The organism is Desulfonema magnum (assembly GCF_017377395.1).
In the GTDB taxonomy this organism is placed as follows: domain Bacteria; phylum Desulfobacterota; class Desulfobacteria; order Desulfobacterales; family 4be13; genus Desulfonema_C; species Desulfonema_C magnum.
The window spans coordinates 4,258,756-4,281,313 of record NZ_CP061800.1 but is presented as its reverse complement, the minus strand read 5'-3'; the positions used below and the strand labels follow the sequence as shown (position 1 = coordinate 4,281,313).

Below are 22,558 nucleotides of genomic sequence, written 5' to 3'. Positions count from 1 at the left end.
TATTTTTATGGCATGATATTCAAAATTATTCTTTTTCAGAAATGAAATGTAAATAACTTATCCAATAATTGTATTTGGAATGTAACAGATTCCTCGAATATATCTCTTTCTGGCTCGTTAAACAGCAAAAGAAAGAGATTATTCTTATTAGCATAAAAAGATCATACATAAAATTATAAAACTCCCTGGTAATCTCACCGAAACGACATGTTTCAGCAATGGGAAAACAAAGAGATTTTTTAAATATCCTAATTTTTTTTGTAGATAAAATTAAAGGAGAATAAATATGAAAAAAAGTGTTATCATAATACTCATTCTGTTGTCAGTCTTTATAACAGGACCGCTTGCCCGGGCGCAGTACCTGGAACTCATTAAAACCGTGGAGGGTGTTTCTGACAAGGTGGTGGAGTCGGGAGATATTTTTACCTATGTTTTACAGTACCGCTGGTCCAGCACAACAGAAAATGGACAGAATGTCGTTATCACAGATGTGCTGCCATCAGAATTGCTCTATGACAGCACAATTGACACTACTCATATTGAGAATGTGAGTTATGACGCGGACACAAGGACGGTTACCTGGAACTTCATAAACCCTTTGCCGGCCGGCTCCAGCGGTGAGGTGAGACTGAAGGTCAAGTTTGCGCCGGGCACCACCCCGAATGACACGCAATTTACGAATATCGCCACAATAGACGCGGATAACTCTGATCCGGCCAGCGGTACTGCGCCCTTAATTACAGCCACAGCAGCGAACAAAATGGTTGCTAAGAAATACAAGAAAGCGGGCGGTGCTGTTGGCGAAGACACAATTTATCATGTCGAAGTCTGCAATCCTCCCAGCAATGGTGACATCGGCGGATTGAACCTGACCAATATCACGATGGTGGATACCCTGCCGGCAAATGCTGAATTTGTCAGTGCCAGCGACAGCGGAACCTATGATTCAGGCACTGGTGAAGTGACTTGGTTATTGCCAGTTCACACGGTTAATAAAAATGAAGTATGTACCAGACGCACTGTTACTGTCCGTTATCCCTCAGATAGCTTTCATGCTGGTGATACAGTTGAAAATACAGCAATGATCAGAGGTACGCCTGTTGGAGAAACAGACGAAGTCATCCCCACGGATCCGGAGAGCATTACACTGGAAACTCCGACCCCGGGAGCGGGTTTTAAAAAGGAAGGAACCTCAAATGCAATGATAGGGGAAGCGGTGAATTACTATTTTAATATAGATAACACCGGCAATGTGCCTCTGGAAGAATTTACCGTCACAGATACCATTCCCATTGAAATTGAGGTGACAACTATCCGTGCAGGCAGAACAAACCAGCCCGCTGGCACTGACTTTCCCATATTCGTCAGTTACAAGACAAATTTAAAGAGCACATGGACACTTGTGCCGGGACTCAGTCCTGCTTTAGCTCCTCCTTATAAAGACGTGGATGTATCAACCATGGGGCTAGGTGCCGGGGAATATATTACGGAATTGCAATGGCAGTACGGTTACAACGGCGCCACATGGATAAAGCTACCCATTGGTTTCACTGACACCAACAGCAACAGTGGTTTCACTGCCACCGTACTGGCAAATGATCGTAACGGCGATTCGGTGGATGTGGGTGATGTAATCAAGAATACAGGTAACGCCACTTATAAACATGACAGTACCACTTATCCTCTTGACTCCACGAAAGATACAACAATCGTTCAACCCTATGCCAGACCCCGTATTGAAAAAGAGGTCACCAGCGGCAGTTCTGTCAATCCGGGAAACTCCGTCACATACAGACTCAAGGTGGAAAACCGCTTCAGTTCCGGCATAGAACAGGCAAACCTGGTAAACCCGGTTGTTGCAGACCTGTTGGAAGAGCATTTGGAGTATGTTTCCTGGTCATTTGATAAGGGGAATACAGATGCCACGGATCCTGTTGCCCCTGCTCCTATTTTTGAACAAGTGGATGACTACAAGGGGACAGGACGAACATTGCTGCGCTGGCGATGGGAAGAGTCTTCTGCCTATGATTTAGAACCTCAGGAATATATGTATATTGAGTTTGAGGTTAAAGTCAAACCCGGGACCTCGGGCATGAACTTTGGCAACAAGGCCGGTTTTGCTGGTTGGACCGGCGACAATGTTCAGTTTTACAACTGTGTGTCTTCAGCCGCGGATGAGGATGACATAGACGATGATGGTGACAAAGAGGAAAATGTATGTCTTTCCCAAAATCGCACGGTCAAAGTGAACGAGGTCGCTCAGATGGATTCGGTCAAAACCGTCAAAGGCCAGTTGGATGATGTATGGCACAAATACCCTGACAAGGGGAATACCATACCTGGCGGCACTGCGGATTATCGGGTAACCATCACCAATACAGGCAACGTCAAGATGACTGAGGTGATGCTGATTGATATTCTGCCTTTTATCGGTGACACTGGCGTCACTGTTGCAGAAAGCAGAGCCAGTGAATGGCAGCCACAGCTCATGGGACCGGTGACAGTACCCGCGGGTGCTAAAGTTTATTACAGTGTTGAAGGCAATCCCTGCCGTACTGCCGACGGAATCAGGCCATCAGGGGCAGCCGGCTGTTCCCCGCCCAATTGGTCAGAAACTACGCCGGATGACATCACTCAGGTGCAGTCTCTTAAAATAGATTTTGGTGATACATTGGTGCTTGACCCGCTGGCATCCATTGAACTCAGTTGGCCCATGCGTGCCCCCATTGGCACCCCCAAAGATTATGTAGCGTGGAACTCTTTCGGATTCAAGGCAAAATCAGTGAGCAGCGGTTCTTTTCTTCTGCCTGCGGAGCCATTTAAGGTCGGGATTAAAATCGGTAACCCGGATCCGACAACTGCAAGTTACGGTAATTATGTCTGGATGGATACAAATGCAAACGGCATCCAGGACGATGGCGAAAACGGCATCAGCGGGGTAAAGGTGGAACTTTACCAGCAAGGTGTTTCCGATCCGGTTTACACAGCTTTCACTGCCAGGGATTTCAACGGAGATCCCGGTTTTTACCTGTTTCCCGGGCTGGCACCCGGGGATTATTATGCCAAATTTTATCCGCCAGCAGATTATATCATCTCTCCCAGAGACGCAGGCGATGATGATAAGGATTCTGATGCTGACCCGAGTACCGGTGTGATGCCTTTCACAACCTTGGATTCGGGGGAATTTGACGAAACATGGGACATGGGCCTGGTTCCGCAAATCCATCTTGGGGACCGTGTCTGGGTTGATCTGGACGCGAATAACACTCAGGATGATACTGATATCGGTCTGTCTGGCGTGGTCGTTTACCTTGATCTGAATGAGGACGGCATCCGGGACCCTGACGAGCCTTCCACCGCCACCGACGCTTCCGGCTACTATGACTTTTTAATCACATCGCCGGATACCTATAAAGTAAGAGTGGATAGCGATACGGTTCCGGAGGGTTACATATCTCAAACCACGAATCCCATATCTGTAACCTTAGACGTTGGTGATGACCATGACGATGCTGACTTCCGTTATACAGATCCGCATACGTCCAGTATTTCCGATCTCATATGGGAAGACCTGAATGCGAACGGAGTAAAGGATGACGGAGAATCCGGATTTGAGAATGCCACCATCCGGCTCTACCGTGACCTCAACAATAATGGCGAGTACGACAGCGGTACGGACATTGAGATCGGCACCCGGACAACAGACAGTGAGGGTATTTATAGCGCGTTTACCGGTCTGGCCGCGGTCAGTTATCGCGCAGAAATAACCAGCATATCAGACTTTGACGACTACACCCTGGTCAGCGGCAGCACAAGCATCCCCCTGGGCGTGAACCAGACTTATGAAAATGCTGATTTTGGCTATCGAAAGCAAGGCACTGTCACCGGCCGCCTCTTTATAGACAGCAACGGCAATGGCACACAAGATGCCGGCGAACCTGGTCTGAGCGGAGTGAGCGTGACCATCAGCGACAGTCAGGGCGGCGTTCGAACGGTCAGAACCAACGGCAATGGCGATTACGCGGCAGTTGTTCCCGTGGGCAGCGTGACTGCTGATGTGGTCGAATCAACATTACCTGTGGGCTACGTTCAGACAGCAGGTTCTGATCCCACGTCCGTCAATGTGACAGCCAACAGCACAGTTGACGCGGGTAAAGACGGTTACAGAGACCCGCGAACAGCGAGCATCGGAGACCGGGTATGGAAGGATCTGAACGGCAACGGGGTTCAGGACAGCGGGGAACCGGGTCTGTCCGGCGTGACGGTCTGGCTCGATCTGAACAACAACGGGGCTCAGGACGGGGGGGAGCCTGCCACCACCACGAACAGTTCCGGAGCTTATGATTTCAGAGGATTGGCAGGAGGCTCCTACATCGTAAGGGTGGACAGCAGTACTGCACCCGCAGGCTATACCCTGACGACCAATAACAACCCCCTGTCAGTGCGTATCCATGCGGCCCAGGACTACAATGCTGCGGATTTCGGCTACAGAGATCCCGGGAGTGCCAGTATCGGCGACGTTGTATGGGATGACCTGAACGGCGACGGCAATCAGGATCCCGGGGAACCTGGTCTTTCCGGTGTCATCGTGTTTATTGATCAGGATAACGACGGAATCCGTGATCCTGAAGAGGGCTTTGCCACCACAAATGGGTCCGGTGCGTACAATATTAGCGGACTGTCTGAAGGCAGTCACACCGTGGCAGTGGATACCAGTACGCTGCCAATGAGTTACAAACAGACCACTGAAAACATTCCCCTGACAGTGACACTCACCGCAAGCCAACACTATCAGGAGGCTGATTTTGGCTATCAAAAACAGGCTGTCATCGGCGATTTGATCTGGAATGACAAGAACGGGGACGGGGTTCGGGATACTGATGAACCAGGCATTGCCGGGGTCACTCTGAATCTTCTCAGCGCGGGACCTGACGATACCTTTGGCACGGCTGACGATGTGCCGGAAGCCACTGCCACCACAGATGAAAACGGTTCCTATCTTTTCACGACTGTTTTACCGGGTGAATACATTGTTGATGTCACCGACACCGACAATGCGTTAAACAGCTACATTCTGACCAGCGGCACCGACCCCACATCACCGATCACCGTGGCTTTAAGTGATGCGTATTCAGATGCAGATTTTGGCTATCGTGAGCCTGAAGCCTCCATCGGCGACTTTGTATGGCATGATCTCAACGGTGACGGTGTTCAGGACGCGGGAGAAAGCGGAATTGGAAACGTGACAGTTGATTTATACCGCGACAACAATAATGACGGTGTGGTTGATGGCGGCGACACGCTTATCGGAACCCAGACCACTGACACCAACGGGGCTTATCTCTTTACCAGCCTGCCTGGCGGAAATTATCTCGCGGACGTCACGGATACTCATGGCGTACTCACCGATTACACCCGCACCCGCGGCGATGATCCTCATGATATCACTCTGGCGACCGATCAGAATTACCAGGACGCTGATTTTGGGTATTATGGCGGCGAGGCTTCCATCGGCGATGTTGTATGGCGTGACCTGAATGGCGATGGTATCCGGGACAGCGGCAGCGAAACTGGCATCCCAAACGTCACTGTTGACCTGTATCGTGACAACAACAATAACGGTGTGGTTGACAGTGGCGATACGCTTATCGGAACTCAGACCACGGATACCAACGGAGCCTATGAATTTGTTGGTCTGCCTTCGGGAGACTATCTGGCAGATGTCACAGACACCAACGGCGTGCTTGACGGATACACCCGCACTGGCGGCGATGATCCTCATGATGTTACTCTGGCGACTGATCAGGACTACAAAGACGCTGATTTTGGATATTATGGCGGAGACGCTTCCATTGGCGATGTTGTGTGGCATGATCTGAATGGAGACGGCGTTCAGGATGACGGAGAAAGCGGAATTCCAAATGTTACCGTTGAATTATACCAGGACAACAACAACGACGGAGTGATTGACAGCAATGACACGCTTATCAGCGTTCAGACCACCGATACCAACGGCGGGTATGATTTCATGGGATTGCTTCCGGGCGACTATCTCGTGGATGTGACCGACACCAGCGGCGTGCTGGCTGACTACACTCTGACCGGTGGCACGGATCCTCATGATGTCACTTTGGCGGACGGACAGGATTACAATGACGCGGACTTCGGATATTATGGCGGCGATGCCTCCATCGGCGATGTTGTGTGGCATGATCTGAATGGCGACGGCGTTCAGGATGACGGAGAAAATGGAATTCCAAACGTCACAATTGAATTATACCGGGACAACAACAACGACGGGGTGACTGATGCCGAGGATACGCTTATCAGCGTCCAGACCACTGACACCAACGGCGCATATGATTTCATCGGACTGCCCTCCGGCGATTATTTGGTAAATGTCACTGACACCAACGGCGTGCTGACCGGCTATACACCGACTCGCGGCACAGAACCTCATGATGTGACCCTCGCAGAGGGCGAGGACTACAATGACGCTGATTTTAGCTACCGAGACAGCACTGCTTCTCTCGGGGACTATGTCTGGTATGATGCAAATCAGGACGGGATCCAGAATGTGGGCGAATCACCTGTTTCCGGTGTGGCGGTGAAACTGACGGATGCGGATACCAACACCGTCATCGCAGCAACCAGCACAGACACTTCCGGTTTCTATGAATTTACAAATTTGGTGGCAGGGAATTATATCGTGGAATTTGAACCGCCCTCAGACGAATATGTGTTCACTTCTCCTAACCAGGGAACCGGCCCCTTGCAGGACGCGTTTGACAGCGATGCGGATGAGGCCACAGGCCGAACCGGGACCATTGCCCTTTCCGCAGGCGAACACAACATGACAGCCGATGCAGGTCTGTTTATGCCGGATAACGAGCCGGTGAGCCTCGGTGATTTTGTTTGGTATGACACAGACCATGACGGGGTTCAGGACGCGGATGAGTCGGGGGTTGTCGGGGTCACGGTGAACCTGATCAATGCCGCCACGGACACGGTGATTGGAACCACCACCACAAACGGCTCTGGTTTCTATGTTTTCCCGAATTTGACGCCGGGCGACTATGTTGTGGAATTTCAACTCCCTGATCCATACGAGTTCACTCCGCAGAATCAGGGCGGAGATGATGCCCTGGACAGTGACTCGGACACTTTGACAGGACGGACAAAAACCATCTCCCTTTCCGCAGATGAGAACAACATGACAGTGGATGCCGGTATCTTTATTCCAGATACGGAACCTGCGAACATCGGTGATTTTGTTTGGTACGACGCGGATCAGGATGGCGTGCAGGACAGTGACGAGCCGCCGATATCTGATGTCACGGTGAATCTGTACGACAGCACCGGCACTTCAAAAATAGGCCAGGCCATTACAGATGCAAACGGATTCTATGAATTCGCCGGTCTGCCGCCCGGTGATTACATCGTGGAATTTGAACAGCCCTCGGGTTACAACTTTACGTCCCAAAGTCAGGGCGGGGATAACGCATTGGACAGCGACGCGGACACAGCCACAGGACGAACCCATCTGGTGAGTGCGGACGCAGGCGAGTCTGTGACAGATGCGGACGCGGGGTTGTACGCGTCAGATTCCATTACGCTGGGAGATACGGTGTGGCTGGATACAAACGGAGACGGTACGCTCTCTGAGGGCGAAGGTGTTGCCGGAGTGACACTAACGCTTTATGACGGAGAAGGACGCCTCATTTCCACGGCAACAACCAATGAGGACGGCCATTATCAGTTCGCAGAATTGCCTCCGGGGGACTACCGGATAGAAGTGGATACAGCCACTTTGCCCGAAGGCACTGAGCTTTTCTCCGATCCTGACGATGTTCAGGACTCTGTTACAGACCTTGTTGACCAGACTTCGGATAACCTTGACACGGATTTCTCGTACCAGTGGGTCAGGGCATCTCTTGGTGATTATGTGTGGCTTGACAATGATGAGGATGGCATTCAGAATTCTGATGAACCCGGTATTTCCGGCATAACCGTGAGCCTGATTGATCCGGCAACAAACACTGTGATTAGCACGACCACCACCGACGATTCAGGATTTTACGTTTTTACAGACCTGCTCCCCGGTGACTATGTTGTTGAATTTGAACCAGGATCGGCTTACGAATTCACTTCAAAGAAACAGGGCGATGATAATTCGCTGGACAGCAATGCAGATACCGAAACCGGCAGGACCGAAACCATTACACTCTCTCCGGCTGAGAACAACATGACGGTGGATGCAGGTCTGTTCTTTTCCGAGCCTGCGACCCTGGGTGATTTTGTCTGGTATGACGCAAACCAGAATGGTGTTCAGGACCCGGATGAACAAGGCATTTCTCGCGTGACGGTGAACCTGATTGATCCTGATTCGGGAGACGTAATTGCCAATACCACCACAAACGACACGGGGTTTTATGTATTTGACGAGCTTACTCCGGGAGATTATCTGCTGGAATTCGAGCTGCCGGAACATTATGAGTTCACTTCACAAAATCAGGGCAATGATGACGCATTGGACAGCGATGCTGACTCCGCAACAGGCCGAACCGAAACCGTTACCCTTTCACCAGGTGAGAACAACATGACGCTGGACGCGGGGATATATGTTCCTGCCCTCGCAAGCCTCGGTGATGTTGTGTGGTATGATGCAAATCAGGACGGCATCCGGAACAATGATGAACCGGGAATCGCGGGTGTAAAGGTGAATTTATATGATGGCGGGAAAAATCTGATAGCGACGAAGACCACGGACGGTTCCGGATTTTATCAATTTACGGATCTGATACCCTCGGATTATTCCGTAGAATTTGAACTGCCGGAGGGGTTTGAATTCACCTCACAAAATCAGGGAGATGATGACTCCGCTGACAGTGACGCAAACATCGGCACAGGGGAAACTGAAACGGTCACGCTTTTACCAGGTGAGAATAACATGACCCTGGACGCGGGAATGTTCATGCCAAATGCGGAACCTGCGAGCCTCGGTGATTTTGTTTGGTATGACGTAAATCAGGACGGGGTTCAGGATACTGGCGAATCGGGCATTGGCAATGCGGAGGTAAGCCTTCTCAATTCCCTGACAGGAGAAGTGATTACCCAGACCACCACAGATGACTCCGGATTTTACCATTTCACCGGTCTGGCTCCGGGTGATTATGCCATAAAATTTGACTTACCTCCGGGTTACGATTTCACCCCGCAGAACCAGGGCGGAGATGAATCTCTGGACAGCGACGCGAACACCGTCACAGGAGAAACCGGAACCATTACCCTTTTATCAGGTGAAAACAACACAGAAACAGACGCTGGCATGTTCATTCCGTCCGCAAGCATTGGTAATTTTGTATGGCAAGACGCAAATCAGGACGGTGTTCAGGAGGCAGAGGAGACAGGGATTCCCAATGTCGTGGTGAATCTGTATGACGCAGCGGGAACCACGTTATTGCTCACAACCGTAACCGACGCTGAGGGATTTTATGAGTTCACGGATTTGCCCCCGGGAGACTATGTCATCAAATTTAATCCGCGCCCGGGCTACGAGTTTACTTCGCAACACCAGCATGAGGATGGTCGGCGGGACAGTGATGCAAATACCGTCACGGGGCAGACCGATATCATCAGTGTTGCTGCCGGGGATTCTGTCAGAGATGTGGATGCAGGTCTCTATGTGCCAACACCTGTTACACTGGGAGATTTGGTGTGGCTGGATGCAAACAGAGACGGCGAGATGTCTTCAGGCGAAGGGCTGGCCGGAGTAACAGTAATACTTTATGACGGCAATGGAAATAAGCTCTCTGACACGACAACAGATGAAAACGGTCACTACAGATTTGAGTATCTGCCCCCGGGAGATTATCGGGTGGAGATAGATAGCAATACATTGCCGGATGGTGTAAGCCCCTTCTCGGACGTTGACGGCGTTCCGGATTCAGCAACAACGCTCACTGACCAGTCCGAGGATAATCTTGATGTTGATTTTGGCTATTATATCGCAAGGGCATCGCTTGGTGATTATGTCTGGTATGACTCAGACCGGAACGGCATCCAGGATGCGGATGAGTCCGGTGTTTCCGGTGTCACGGTAAATCTCATTGATCCGGTTTCAGACGAGGTTATCAACACCATGATGACAGATGGTTCAGGTTTTTACGAATTTACCGATCTCTCTCCGGGTGATTATCTCGTTGAATTTGTTCCGCCATCTGAGAACTACGCATTCACGTTTCAGGACGCAGGTGTGGGCGCATTACAGGATGCGTTTGACAGCGACGCGGACATGATCACCGGCCGCACTGAAATCATCACGCTTTCCGAAGGTGAGCGAAACATACAGATGGACGCGGGTATATTTATTCGGGAAACAGAACCGGCAAGCCTCGGTGATTATGTATGGTACGACTCAGATCAGGACGGAATTCAGGACGCTGACGAGCCGGGAATTGCAGGTGTCACGGTGAATCTGCTTGATCCCGCGACAAACACCGTGATCGGAACCACGCGCACAAACGGCATTGGTTTCTATGAATTTACCGGATTGCCTCCCGGAGAGTATGCTGTGGAATTTGATCCGCCGGACGGATATGATTTTACTTCGCAGAATCAGGGCGGTGATGACGCACTGGACAGTGACGCTGATACTGACACAGGGCGGAGTCAGACGGTCACGCTTTCATCAGGAGAGAACAATGTAACGCTCGATGCAGGAATGTTTATACCGGATACACCTCCGGCGAGCATCGGTGATTATGTGTGGCACGACGCGGATCAGGACGGTATTCAGGATGCGAATGAGTCCGGAATTCCCGGTGTGGACGCGGAATTACGAAACCCGGTTACAGGAGAGCTGATTGCCACAATGACCACAGATGATTCTGGTTTTTATGCGTTTACAGGTCTGCCCCCGATAAATTATGTGGTTCAGTTTAATCCGCCCCCGGGATACAGCTTTACACCGCTTAATCAGGGAAATGATGACACACTGGACAGTGACGCGAATACGACAACAGGCCAGACAGAGACCATTTCCCTTTCTCCGGGTGAGAACAATACAGGCACAGATGCCGGATTATCTGTGCGGGACGCGGAACAGCCCATCACGCTGGGAGATTTAGTATGGCTGGACACGAACAATGACGGTGCGCCATCTCCGGGCGAAGGCTTGTCCGGTGTTTCCGTAACGCTGTACGATGATGAGGGAGGCATCCTTGAGACTACAGAAACAGATGAAAACGGCATTTATGGCTTTGATGATCTGCCTCCGGGTGATTATCGCGTAGAGGTGGACACTGCCACACTGCCAGAGGGTCTGGAACCTTTCTCAGAGTCTGACGGTGTTCCGGATTCAGTTACCGATCTGACGGACCAGTCTGCGGATAACTTTGACGCGGATTTTGGCTATCGGAATGCCACAGCTTCTCTTGGCGATTTTGTGTGGCTCGACGCAAATGAGGACGGCGTTCAGGATGCCGAGGAATCAGGCATTGCCGGAGTGAAAGTGAAACTGATTGATCCGGTCACAGGCGACATTATCGCCAGAACAAACACAGACGGAAACGGTTTCTATGAATTTACGGACCTGGCTCCTGGAAATTACATTGTCGAGTTTGTTAAGCCCTCGGATGCTTATGTATTTACGTCACAGAACGCGGAAAGCGATTCGTTACAGGACGCGTTTGACAGTGACGCGGATGTCAGCACAGGCCGGACTGAAATAATAGCCCTTTCAGCGGGTGAGAACAATATGCGGGCGGACGCGGGCATGTTCCTTCCTGCTAGCGAGCCTGCGAGCCTCGGGGATTTTGTGTGGTATGACGAGAATCATGACGGCATTCAGGACGCGAATGAACAGGGAATCACCGGTGTCACGGTAAAACTGCGTGATCCCATAACAAACGAAGTCATCGCCACAACAACGACTGATGGTTCCGGTTTTTATAATTTTACAGGATTGCCTCCAAATGATTATATCGTCAAATTTAAGCTGCCTCCGGGATACAGTTTCAGTCCGCAGAACCAGGGTGACGATGATACGTCAGATAGTGACGCGGATGATGCCACAGGCAAAACCGACACTATTTCTCTTTCATCTGGTGAGAACCACATGGACGCGGACGCGGGAATGTTCATTCCTGACACTCCGCCTGCAAGCATCGGCGATTTTGTGTGGTATGATGCCAATGACGACGGCATTCAGGATGCAGGTGAGCCGGGTGTTTCCGGCGTAACGGTAAAACTGTATGACGCCGCAGGAACGACCCTGCTGGGAACAACCCAGACAGATACCAATGGGTTCTATATATTTGAAGGTCTGCCTCCGGGCGACTATATGGTGGAATTTGAACGGCCCTGGAATTACAGATTCAGTGCCCAGAATCAGGGAGATAATGACAATCTGGACAGTGATGCGAACATGGCAACCGGGCAAACCCATGTCATTTCTCTGAATGCGGGAGATGCTGTCAGGGATGCGGACGCGGGGCTGCATTCGCTTTCCTCCGTCACATTAGGAGATTTGGTATGGCTGGATGCGAATAACGACGGCGTACCTTCCGAAGATGAGGGGCTGCCCGGTGTGACGGTGCTTCTGTATGACCGGGATGGGAATGTGCTTGGAACCACAATAACAGACACAAACGGCAATTACCGTTTTCCGAATCTTCCGCCCGGAGATTATCGTGCGGAGGTGGATACAGCGACTTTGCCCCAGGGTGCGAAGCCTTTCTTCGACCCTGACGGCGTGCCAGATTCGGCCACAGATGTCATTGACCAGATCATTGACAATGTTGACGTGGATTTTGGCTATCAGACAGAAAACGCGTCCCTCGGAGATTATGTGTGGTATGACACAGACCAGGACGGGATTCAGGATGCGGATGAGTCAGGCATTGCCGGTGTGAAAGTCAAATTAAGAGACCCGCTTACAGGCGACCTCATTGCCTCGACAAACACAGATGGTTCAGGATTTTACGAGTTTGCAGACCTGCCCCCGGGAGACTATATTGTTGACTTTGTGCTGCCTTCGGATGCCTATATGTTCACCGCTCGGAACATAGGTGAAGGCCTGTTGCAGGACGCGTTTGACAGTGATGCGGATGTTCTCACAGGTCAGACCGACGTGATCACCTTGTCCCCGGGTGAAAGAGAAATGCGGGCAGATGCGGGCATGTTCATTCCAAATACCGAGCCTGCCAGCATTGGCGATTTTGTGTGGTATGACGCTGATGAGGACGGGATCCAGGACGCGGAGGAACGCGGCATTGCCGGTGTCACAGTAAAATTGCGTGATCCTGTGACAAACGAACTCATCGCCGAAAGTATCACAGATGGCGATGGTTTCTACGAATTTACCGGGCTGCCCCCGGGTGATTATGTGGTAAAATTTAAGCTGCCCCCGGGTTATGAATTTACTTCGCAGAATCAGGAGACGGATGATGCCTCGGACAGTGATGCGGATACCGACACCGGGCGAAGTCAGACCGTCACGCTGTTATCCGGTGAGAACAATATGACCATTGATGCGGGCATGTTTATTCCCAATACTCAGCCTGCCAGCATCGGTGATTTTGTCTGGTATGACAGAGACAGAGACGGGGTTCAGGATGAGAAAGAGGACGGTCTTCCCGGTGTGACAGTGAATTTGTATGACAGCACAGGCGAGAATATCCTCGATACCACCACCACGGATGCTTACGGTTTTTATGAGTTCGCGGGGCTGGCTCCGGGGGATTACAGGGTTGAATTTATACCGCCTTCCGGCCATTATTTTACGCCGCAGAACCACGGAGAAAATGACGAGCTGGACAGTGACGCAAACCCGGACACAGGCAGAACTGATCTTGTCAGTCTTTCCGCTGGCGATACGGTCACAAATGTGGACGCTGGCTTGTACGCGCCCAATTCCGTGACGCTGGGAGACTTGGTATGGCTGGATACGGATGGTAACGGCGTAGTGTCTGAAGGAGAAGGAATTCCCGGTGTGAGGTTGGTGCTGTATGACCGCGATGGAAATGTCCGCGGCACCACGGCAACAGATGAGAACGGCAACTATCGTTTCTCTGGTCTGCCCCCGGGAGATTACCGCGTCGAGGTGGATACTGATACATTGCCTGACGGTGTGTTAGCGACAGAGGAGTTTGACCCTGTGCCGGATTCAGTCACGGATATTATTGACCAGTCCGAGGACAACCTGAATCTGGATTTTGGGTATCAGCCAATTCTGTGCGACCTCGGAGATTTTGTCTGGTATGATATTGATCAGGACGGTATCCAGGATACAGATGAGCCAGGCATTGCCGGTGTGACCGTGAATCTCATCCATCCGCTTACACAGGAAGTCATCGCCACCACGATTACCAATGGCTCCGGTTTTTATGTGTTTACAGATCTGCTGCCAGGCGATTATATTGTTGAATTTTCTCCGCCGTCAGATGCTTATGAATTCACTTCGTCGGACGCGGGAAGCGGTCCCTTACAAGATGTTCTGGACAGTGATGCGGATGTCATAACAGGCCGGACCGAAATTATATCTCTCTCTGCCGGTGAAAGCCATACGCGGGCCGATGCAGGCATGTTTATCCCGGAAACAGAACTCGGGAGCCTCGGCAATTTTGTCTGGTATGACGAAAATCAGAACGGCATCCGGGAGGCAGGTGAATCAGGTGTTGCCGGAGTAACATTGAATCTGACTGATCCGGCTACGGATGAGGTGATTTCCACAGCCATCACAAATGGCTCGGGTTTTTATGAATTTACAGGACTGGCTCCGGGGGATTATCTTGTGGAATTTGAGTTGCCGCCGAGTTATGATTTTGCACCGCAGAACCAGGGCAATGACGATGCAGCGGACAGCGATGCCGATACTACAACGGGAAGAACAGATACCATCAGCATTTCCACAGGCGAAGATAATTTAACGCTGGACGCGGGGCTGTTCATTTCTGATACTCCTCCTGCCAGCCTCGGGGATTTTGTCTGGTATGACACAGACATAGACGGCATCCAGGATGAGAATGAACCAGGGCTTTCCGGTGTGACCGTAAAACTTTACGACAGTGCGGGAAATCTACTCAGCACAGCCATTACCAATGCGGGCGGGTTCTATGAATTTGAAGGACTGGCTCCGGGGAATTATGTGGTAAAATTTGATCTGCCTCCGGGACACGGCTTTACGTTGCAAAATCAGGATGCAGATGATGCGCTGAACAGTGACGCTGATACGGGAACAGGTGAGACTGCCATCATCACGTTGTCCGAAGGTGAGAATAATGCGGACGCGGACGCTGGGATGTTTATGTGGGATGAACAGCCTGCAAGTATCGGGGATTATGTGTGGTATGACTCAGACCATGACGGTATCCAGGATGCGGATGAAGCGGGAATTGCCGGTGTGACGGTGAGACTCCTTGATGCGGCCAGCAATGAAATCCTTGACGAGACACTCACAGACGGTTCTGGTTTTTATCTGTTTGCGGATTTGCCAGTGGGCATTTACGCGGTTGAGTTTGTACGCCCTTCGGAGGAGTATGTTTTCAGTTCCCCGGACAAAGGAACAGGTCTTTTGCAGGATACATTTGACAGCGACGCGGACACAGCCACCGGCCGGACAGAGGCGATTGTCCTTTTGCCAGGTGAGGACAACATGCGGGCAGATGCGGGCATGTACATTCCGAATATTGCGCCTGCAAGCCTCGGCAATTATGTATGGTACGATACAAACCAAAATGGCTTTCAGAATCCGGAAGAAGTTGGCGTCGCGGGTATAACGGTAAATCTCATTGATGCGAATACAGGCATGGTGATCGCCTCCACCATCACAAACCGCTCCGGATTTTATGAATTTACAGGGCTGGCTCCGGGATCCCGCGTAAGCTCAGTCGAACAAGATTATCGGGTGGAATTTGAATTGCCTCCGGGCTATAAGTTCACCTCGCAGAATCAGGGGAAAAATAATATTTCAGACAGCGATGCGGACGCGGAAACCGGACAAACCAAAATAATCGCTCTCTCTGCTGGTGAGAATAATATTTATATAGACGCGGGGATATTTATTCCAAATATCATCCCCGCAAGTCTCGGCGATTTTGTGTGGTATGACGCAGATCAGGACGGCATTCAGGATGATGATGAATCTGGGATTGCCGGTGTGACAGTGAATCTGTATGACGCCGCAGGAACCGTTTTACTGGCTTCGACCCGCACGGACGCGAATGGTTTTTATGCGTTTACAGGTCTGGCTCCGGGCGAGTATGTCGTGGGGTTTGAGTCCCCCTCAGATTACAGCTTTACTGCTCAGGCACAGGGCGGGAACAATGCTCTGGACAGCGACGCTGACACAGAAACAGGTCGGACAGTTCCGATTCGTCTGAATTCAGGAGATGCTGTCACGAATATAGACGCTGGGCTGTACGGGCCGCCTGCCATCAGTCTCGGAAATCTGGTATGGCTGGATGAGAACGGCAATGGCATTCCGTCAGAGAATGAAGGCTTGCCAGGTGTCAGAATAATCCTCTATGATGGCGAGGGGCATCTCATTGATGTTGTGGAAACAGATGGAAACGGCAATTATGCGTTTACCGGACTGCCGCCGGGAGATTATCGGATGGAGGCGGATATCAGCACATTGCCTGATGATGTGACACCGTTCCGGGAGCTTGATGACGCGCCGGACTCGGTTACGGACCTCATGGGCCAGTCTGAGGATAATCTTAATGTGGATTTTGGATATCGTCCGAACATTGCCTCTCTTGGTGATTATGTGTGGTATGATGCAGATCAGGACGGCATTCAGGATATCGCTAATGAATCGGGGATTGCCGGTGTCACGGTGAATCTGCTCGATCCGCTCACAAATTCGATACTCGCCACGGCTGTCACTGATGATTCCGGCTTCTATACGTTTACCGGTCTGACACCAGGTGAATATGCTGTTGAATTTCTCCTGCCTCCGGGTTACGAGTTCACTCCGCAGCATCAGGGAACAGATGACACATCCGACAGCAATGCGGATCCGGAAACAGGCCGAACCGGCGCAATTTTTCTTTCGCCCGGTGAGAACAACATGACCGCGGACGCGGGAATGTTTCCGCTGGCGAGTATTGGCGATTTTGTGTGGTATGATACCAATAAGAACGGGATTCAGGATGTGGATGAATCGGGCATTGCCGGTGTCACGGTGAATCTTTATGACTCCGCAGGAATTAATTTGCTGGAGACAACAAAGACCGATGCGGATGGTTTTTATGAATTTTCAGGTCTGGCCCCGGGCGAATATGTGGTGGCGTTTGAACTGCCCCCGGGTTACAGTTTTACTGCTAAGGGAAAAGGTGAGAATAATGCTCTTGACAGCGACGCTGACACGAAAACCGGACAAACCGGCCTTATTCGTCTGACTCCGGGGAATGCTGTCACGGATACAGACGCGGGGTTGTACGGACCGCTGAATATCAGTCTGGGAAATCTGGTATGGCTGGATGAGAACGGTGACGGCCTGCCCTCAGAGGAAGAAGGATTGGAAGGTGTCAGGATAATCCTTTATGACGGCGACGGGCATCTCATTGCTGTCACGGAAACAGACGAAAATGGCAATTATCGCTTTACCGGACTGGCACCGGGTGATTATCGGGTGGAAGCGGATATCAGCACACTGCCTGAGAATGCGAAAGCGTTCCTTGAGTTTGACGATGCGCCGGACTCGGTTACAGACCTCATGGGCCAGGTTGAGGATAATCTTAATGTGGATTTTGGATATCGTGCGAACATGGCCTCTCTGGGTGATTATGTGTGGTACGACACAAATCAGGACGGGATTCAGGATGCGAATGAACCCGGCATTGCCGGCGTCACGGTGAAGCTTATTGACCCGGCCACAGACACAGTTATTGCCAGCATGGTGACGGACAGATCCGGTTCTTATCTCTTCACCGGACTTGATGCGGGAGATTATCTTGTTGAATTCGGACCGCCTCCGGGTTATGAACTCACTTCGCAGAATCACGGAGATGATGAGGCTCTGGATAGCGACGCTGATACTGAAACCGGCCGAACTCAGGTGATCACGCTTTCGGCCGGAGAACACCACATGACGCTGGACGCGGGAATGCTTGCCGTTGCGAGCCTCGGTGATTTTGTGTGGCATGATAAGGATGAGGACGGGATTCAGGATGCTGAGGAACCAGGCATCGCCGGCGTCACGGTGAATCTTGTTGATCCGCTGACAAATGCGGTGATCGCCAGCACGATAACGGACAACTCCGGTTCTTATCTCTTCACCAGCCTGGCTCCGGGAGATTATCTTGTCCAATTTGTCCCGCCTCAGGGTTATGAATTCACGTCGCAGAACCAGGGCGATGACGATACTTGGGACAGCGATGCGGACACTGCAACAGGCCGGACTCAGATCGTTACCTTGTCCCCTGATGAACACAATATGACGCTGGACGCGGGCCTGTTCGTTCCCCTTCCTGATATTGCCAACACCATCAAATATGTGAGTGATATAAATGGCGGAACACTGGAACCCGGTGATGTGATCTGGTATGCGGTAAGTATCTATAATGCCGGGAGAGCAACAGCCAGCGGTGTTGTTTATACGGATACGCCTGCCACTCACACCAAAATTATTCCGGGACTTGTAACAACCACCCGGGGAACAGTCATAAGCGGAAACAACAGTGAAGCTGCTGCCATTCAGATAGCCATTGGCGATATTTCTCCGAAAGAGAGTGTTGCCATCACATATCTGGCTCAGGTTGACGCGGCTGCCCCGCAATGCTTGTGGATTCTCAATCAGGGAATGGCAACCGCATCCAATTTCCCAGATGAACCCACGGACTTTTTAGAGATCACCGCGCTGAATGATCCCACGCTGATCGGCCCCATGAGCGGTGCCACTTCCAATGCAAATCTGGATGTGACAGAAAGGGCCTTGGATTTAAATGGCGGAGAACTGGAACCCGGTGATAGTGTCGAATATCAAATCAGCATCATAAATAACAGCCCGGATCCGGCAACAAACATCATTTTTACCGACAACGTGCCAATTTACACCGATCTGACAGCCGGCACGTTGACAAGCACTCACGGTACTGTAATCAGGGAAAATCCCCCGAGTGTTTCCATAGAAAAACTTGACCGGGGTGAAGTCGCAGTGATTACTTTCCAGGTCGTTACAGACAGTGAAGTGCCTCAGAATGCCATGATTTACACTCAGGCGGCCATTAACGGCGCGTGCGATATTCAGCTTACCAGTAATCCGACAACCCTTGTCACTGCCGGAGAACCGCCCTATATCGAGGCGTATAAGAGCGTATCAGATTATAACGGCGGTTCTGTTAAGCCGGGAGATATTTTGGAATACACGGTTACGCTTATAAATACCGGTGATACAGATGCTACCGGAATTATGTTTTATGATCAGCCCGCGGGATACATTACGCTGATTCCCGGTACAATAAGCAACAGCCAGGGAAGCGTTATCACAGGCAACGGAGGAAATGACACAGGCATAGAAATTCAGGTGGGCGATCTTGCCCCGGGCCAGACCGCGACCATCGTGTTTCAGGTAATTGTGGCAGATGGCACGCCCAGCAACACCCCGATTCCGAGTCAGGCACGGATAGAAACAAATGAATATCCTGCTGAACCTACAGATGACCCGACCACTCCCACTGCTGATGATCCCACAGTGGCCGTTGTTGTCTGGGAGCCACTTGCTTTTGATCCTCCGATTTCATATAAAACAGCTTCGGGCAGCCGGCCGGTAATTTATTGGGAAATGGTCTGGATCAATGACAGCAACACAGATGCGATGCTCGTTCATGTTGAGGATCCCCTTCCTCCCGGTGTCACCTATGTTCCGGACTCTCTTGGCGCTGATTACGGAGAATACTGGTATGATGAGGCTGCAGACAAAATTGTTTGGGAGGGGAAAATAGCCGGAAATGACGGACAGGTTAAAATATGGTATCATACCTCGGTCCCGGATGATGTGTATGAAGTGGAAAACCGGGCTTCGGCCACCTGGGATCAGAATGGCAACGGAGATTGGAGAGATGAGGCCGCGGCCGGTCTGATCCCGGTCTATACTGATGATCCGAATACCGGTGTATCAGGAGATTCAACAGCCTGGCGTGGCGGTCCATGCGATCTTACCCTGGGCGATATTGTCTGGTATGATACGAATAATGACGGTCTTTATCAGCCAGAGAGCGAAACTGGCGTTGATGGTGTCCGAATCAGCCTTTATCGGGATACCGACAGAAGCGGAGACTACACGCCCGGTGCGGATGAGTTCCTGAAAACAACCGTCACCTCCGCTCGTTACGGTGAGGCCGGACATTATCTTTTTGAGGAACTGTGCCCAGGTCATTACATTGTTCAGATCACTCCCGAAAATTTCGAGAACAGCGGTGTTCTCAACGGCTATTCCGGCGCGGCCGGTACTTCAGACCCGGATAATGATATCAATAATGACGACAACGGCATCTCCATGCCCGGATACGGTGTGGTGAGCAAAGCTGTTACGCTGACCTCCGGGCGCGAACCTGTTGATGACGGAGACACGGATTCCAACACCAATCTGACCCTGGATTTCGGTTTTTATCAGAGCATCGGAGTTGGTCCGTGCCATGTCAGTTTGGGCAACATCATCTGGCACGATATCAACAAGGACGGCATATATCAGCCGGACAGCGAATCCGGTATCAACGGCGTAAGACTCAATCTTTATCAGGACAGCGACAACAGCGGGGATTATACACCCGGCACAGATGAATTTCTGGAAACCACGCTCAGTTTCATCAACGAAAACGGCGAATCCGGCCATTATCTTTTTGAAGACCTCTGCGACGGAGATTATATCATAAGAATCCTCCCTGAAAACTTCGAGGATGTTCTCGCAGGTTATTCCACAACCGTGGGAATTTCAGACCCGGATAATGACATCAACACTGACGACAACGGTATCTTCATGTCTGGTTACGGCGTTGTCAGCAAAGCCATTACGCTGACCTCGGGGGGCGAACCTGCTGACGACGGAGATACAAACTCCGACACCAACCTGACGCTGGATTTTGGGTTTTATCAGGATTCCGCTGATACCAATCCCCCGGTCTGTCCGTGCAGGCTCAGTCTGGGTAATCTGATATGGGAGGATACCAACAAGGACGGCATTTATCAGGCTGAAAATGAAGTCGGTATCAATGATGTGAAAATCAGTCTTTACCGGGACAGCGACGACAGCGGCGATTACACACCGGATACAGATGAATTCCTGACCGCAGGAATCAGTTTCACACTGAATGGCGAACCCGGACATTATCTTTTTCAAAATCTGAGCGAGGGCAATTACATTGTGCAGATTGACTCCTCAAATTTTGAGGAACACAGCATACTCAGCAGCTACTTCAGCACATCAGGGAATTCAGACCCGGACAATGATATCAACAACGACGACAATGGCGATTCCATGTTCGGTCATGGGGTGGTCACCAAAGCCATCACCCTGACCTGTGGCAGAGAGCCTGTTAATGACGGAGACATTGATCCCAATACCAATCTGACTGCTGATTTTGGTTTCTGTCAAAATGGGATACTCCCTGGTTCATGCGATCTTGATCTGGGAAATCTGGTATGGGAGGATGCCAACAAAGACGGCATGTATCAGCCTGACAGCGAATCCGGTATCAATGATGTGAAAATCAGTCTTTACCTGGACAGCGACGGTAGCGGCAATTACACACCTGATGCGGACGAATTCCTAAGTTCCGAGATCAGTTTCACGCTGAATGGCGAACCCGGACATTACCTTTTTGAAAATCTGAGTGAGGGAGACTACATTGTGCGGACAGACACCTCGAATTTTAACGGGGATGGCGTACTTACCGGTTACTTCAGCACATCAGGGAATTCAGACCCGGATAATGACATTAACAATGACGACAATGGCACGCCCATGTTCGGCCACGGTGTCGTTACCAAAGCTGTCACGCTGACCTGCGGCAGAGAACCTGTCAATGACGGAGACATTGATCCTGACACCAACCTGACTGCTGATTTTGGTTTCTGTCAGAATGAACCTCCGGCTGATCCGTGCGATCTCATTCTGGGCGGCATTGTCTGGCATGATGCAGATGAGAATGGTATTTATCAGCCCGACAGCGAAAGCGGCATTGATCATGTCAGGCTCAGTCTTTACCGAGACAGTGACGGCAGCGGTCATTACACGCCTGATAAAGATGAATTCCTGGATTCCGCAATCAGCGTTACGCTTGACGGAGAACTCGGCCGGTATATATTCAATAATCTGTGCGAAGGCGCATATATTGTTCAGGCTGTCCCTGCAAATTTCGATGATAACAGTGTTCTGAACGGATATTCCAACAGCACAGGAAATCTCATTCCCGGACACGGCGTAGTTACCCGGGCCATTAGCCTGAGGGCTGACGAAGCGCCCTGGGTGAATTTCGGCTTTTACCAGCCAGCATCTCCGGATTGTCTCGAGTGTCTGCCGATGAAGCCATTTTAAGAAGAACCCTTTTTCCCC

The 22,558-nt window shown here is 50.9% G+C and carries 1 protein-coding gene; it reads left to right on the top strand.

The features are described from left to right. The first annotated feature begins 286 nt into the window (after window positions 1-286). The gene (locus dnm_RS16420) at window positions 287-22,540 is read left to right on the top strand and encodes an SdrD B-like domain-containing protein (protein ID WP_207677999.1); all 22,254 of its coding nucleotides are present in this window, start codon (window positions 287-289) and stop codon (window positions 22,538-22,540) included. The last annotated feature ends 18 nt before the right edge of the window (window positions 22,541-22,558 follow it).

Coding starts and splice junctions, on each gene's coding strand:
- dnm_RS16420 (WP_207677999.1), top strand. CDS start 287: ATGAAAAAAAGTGTTATCATAATACTCATTCTGTTGTCAGTCTTTATA.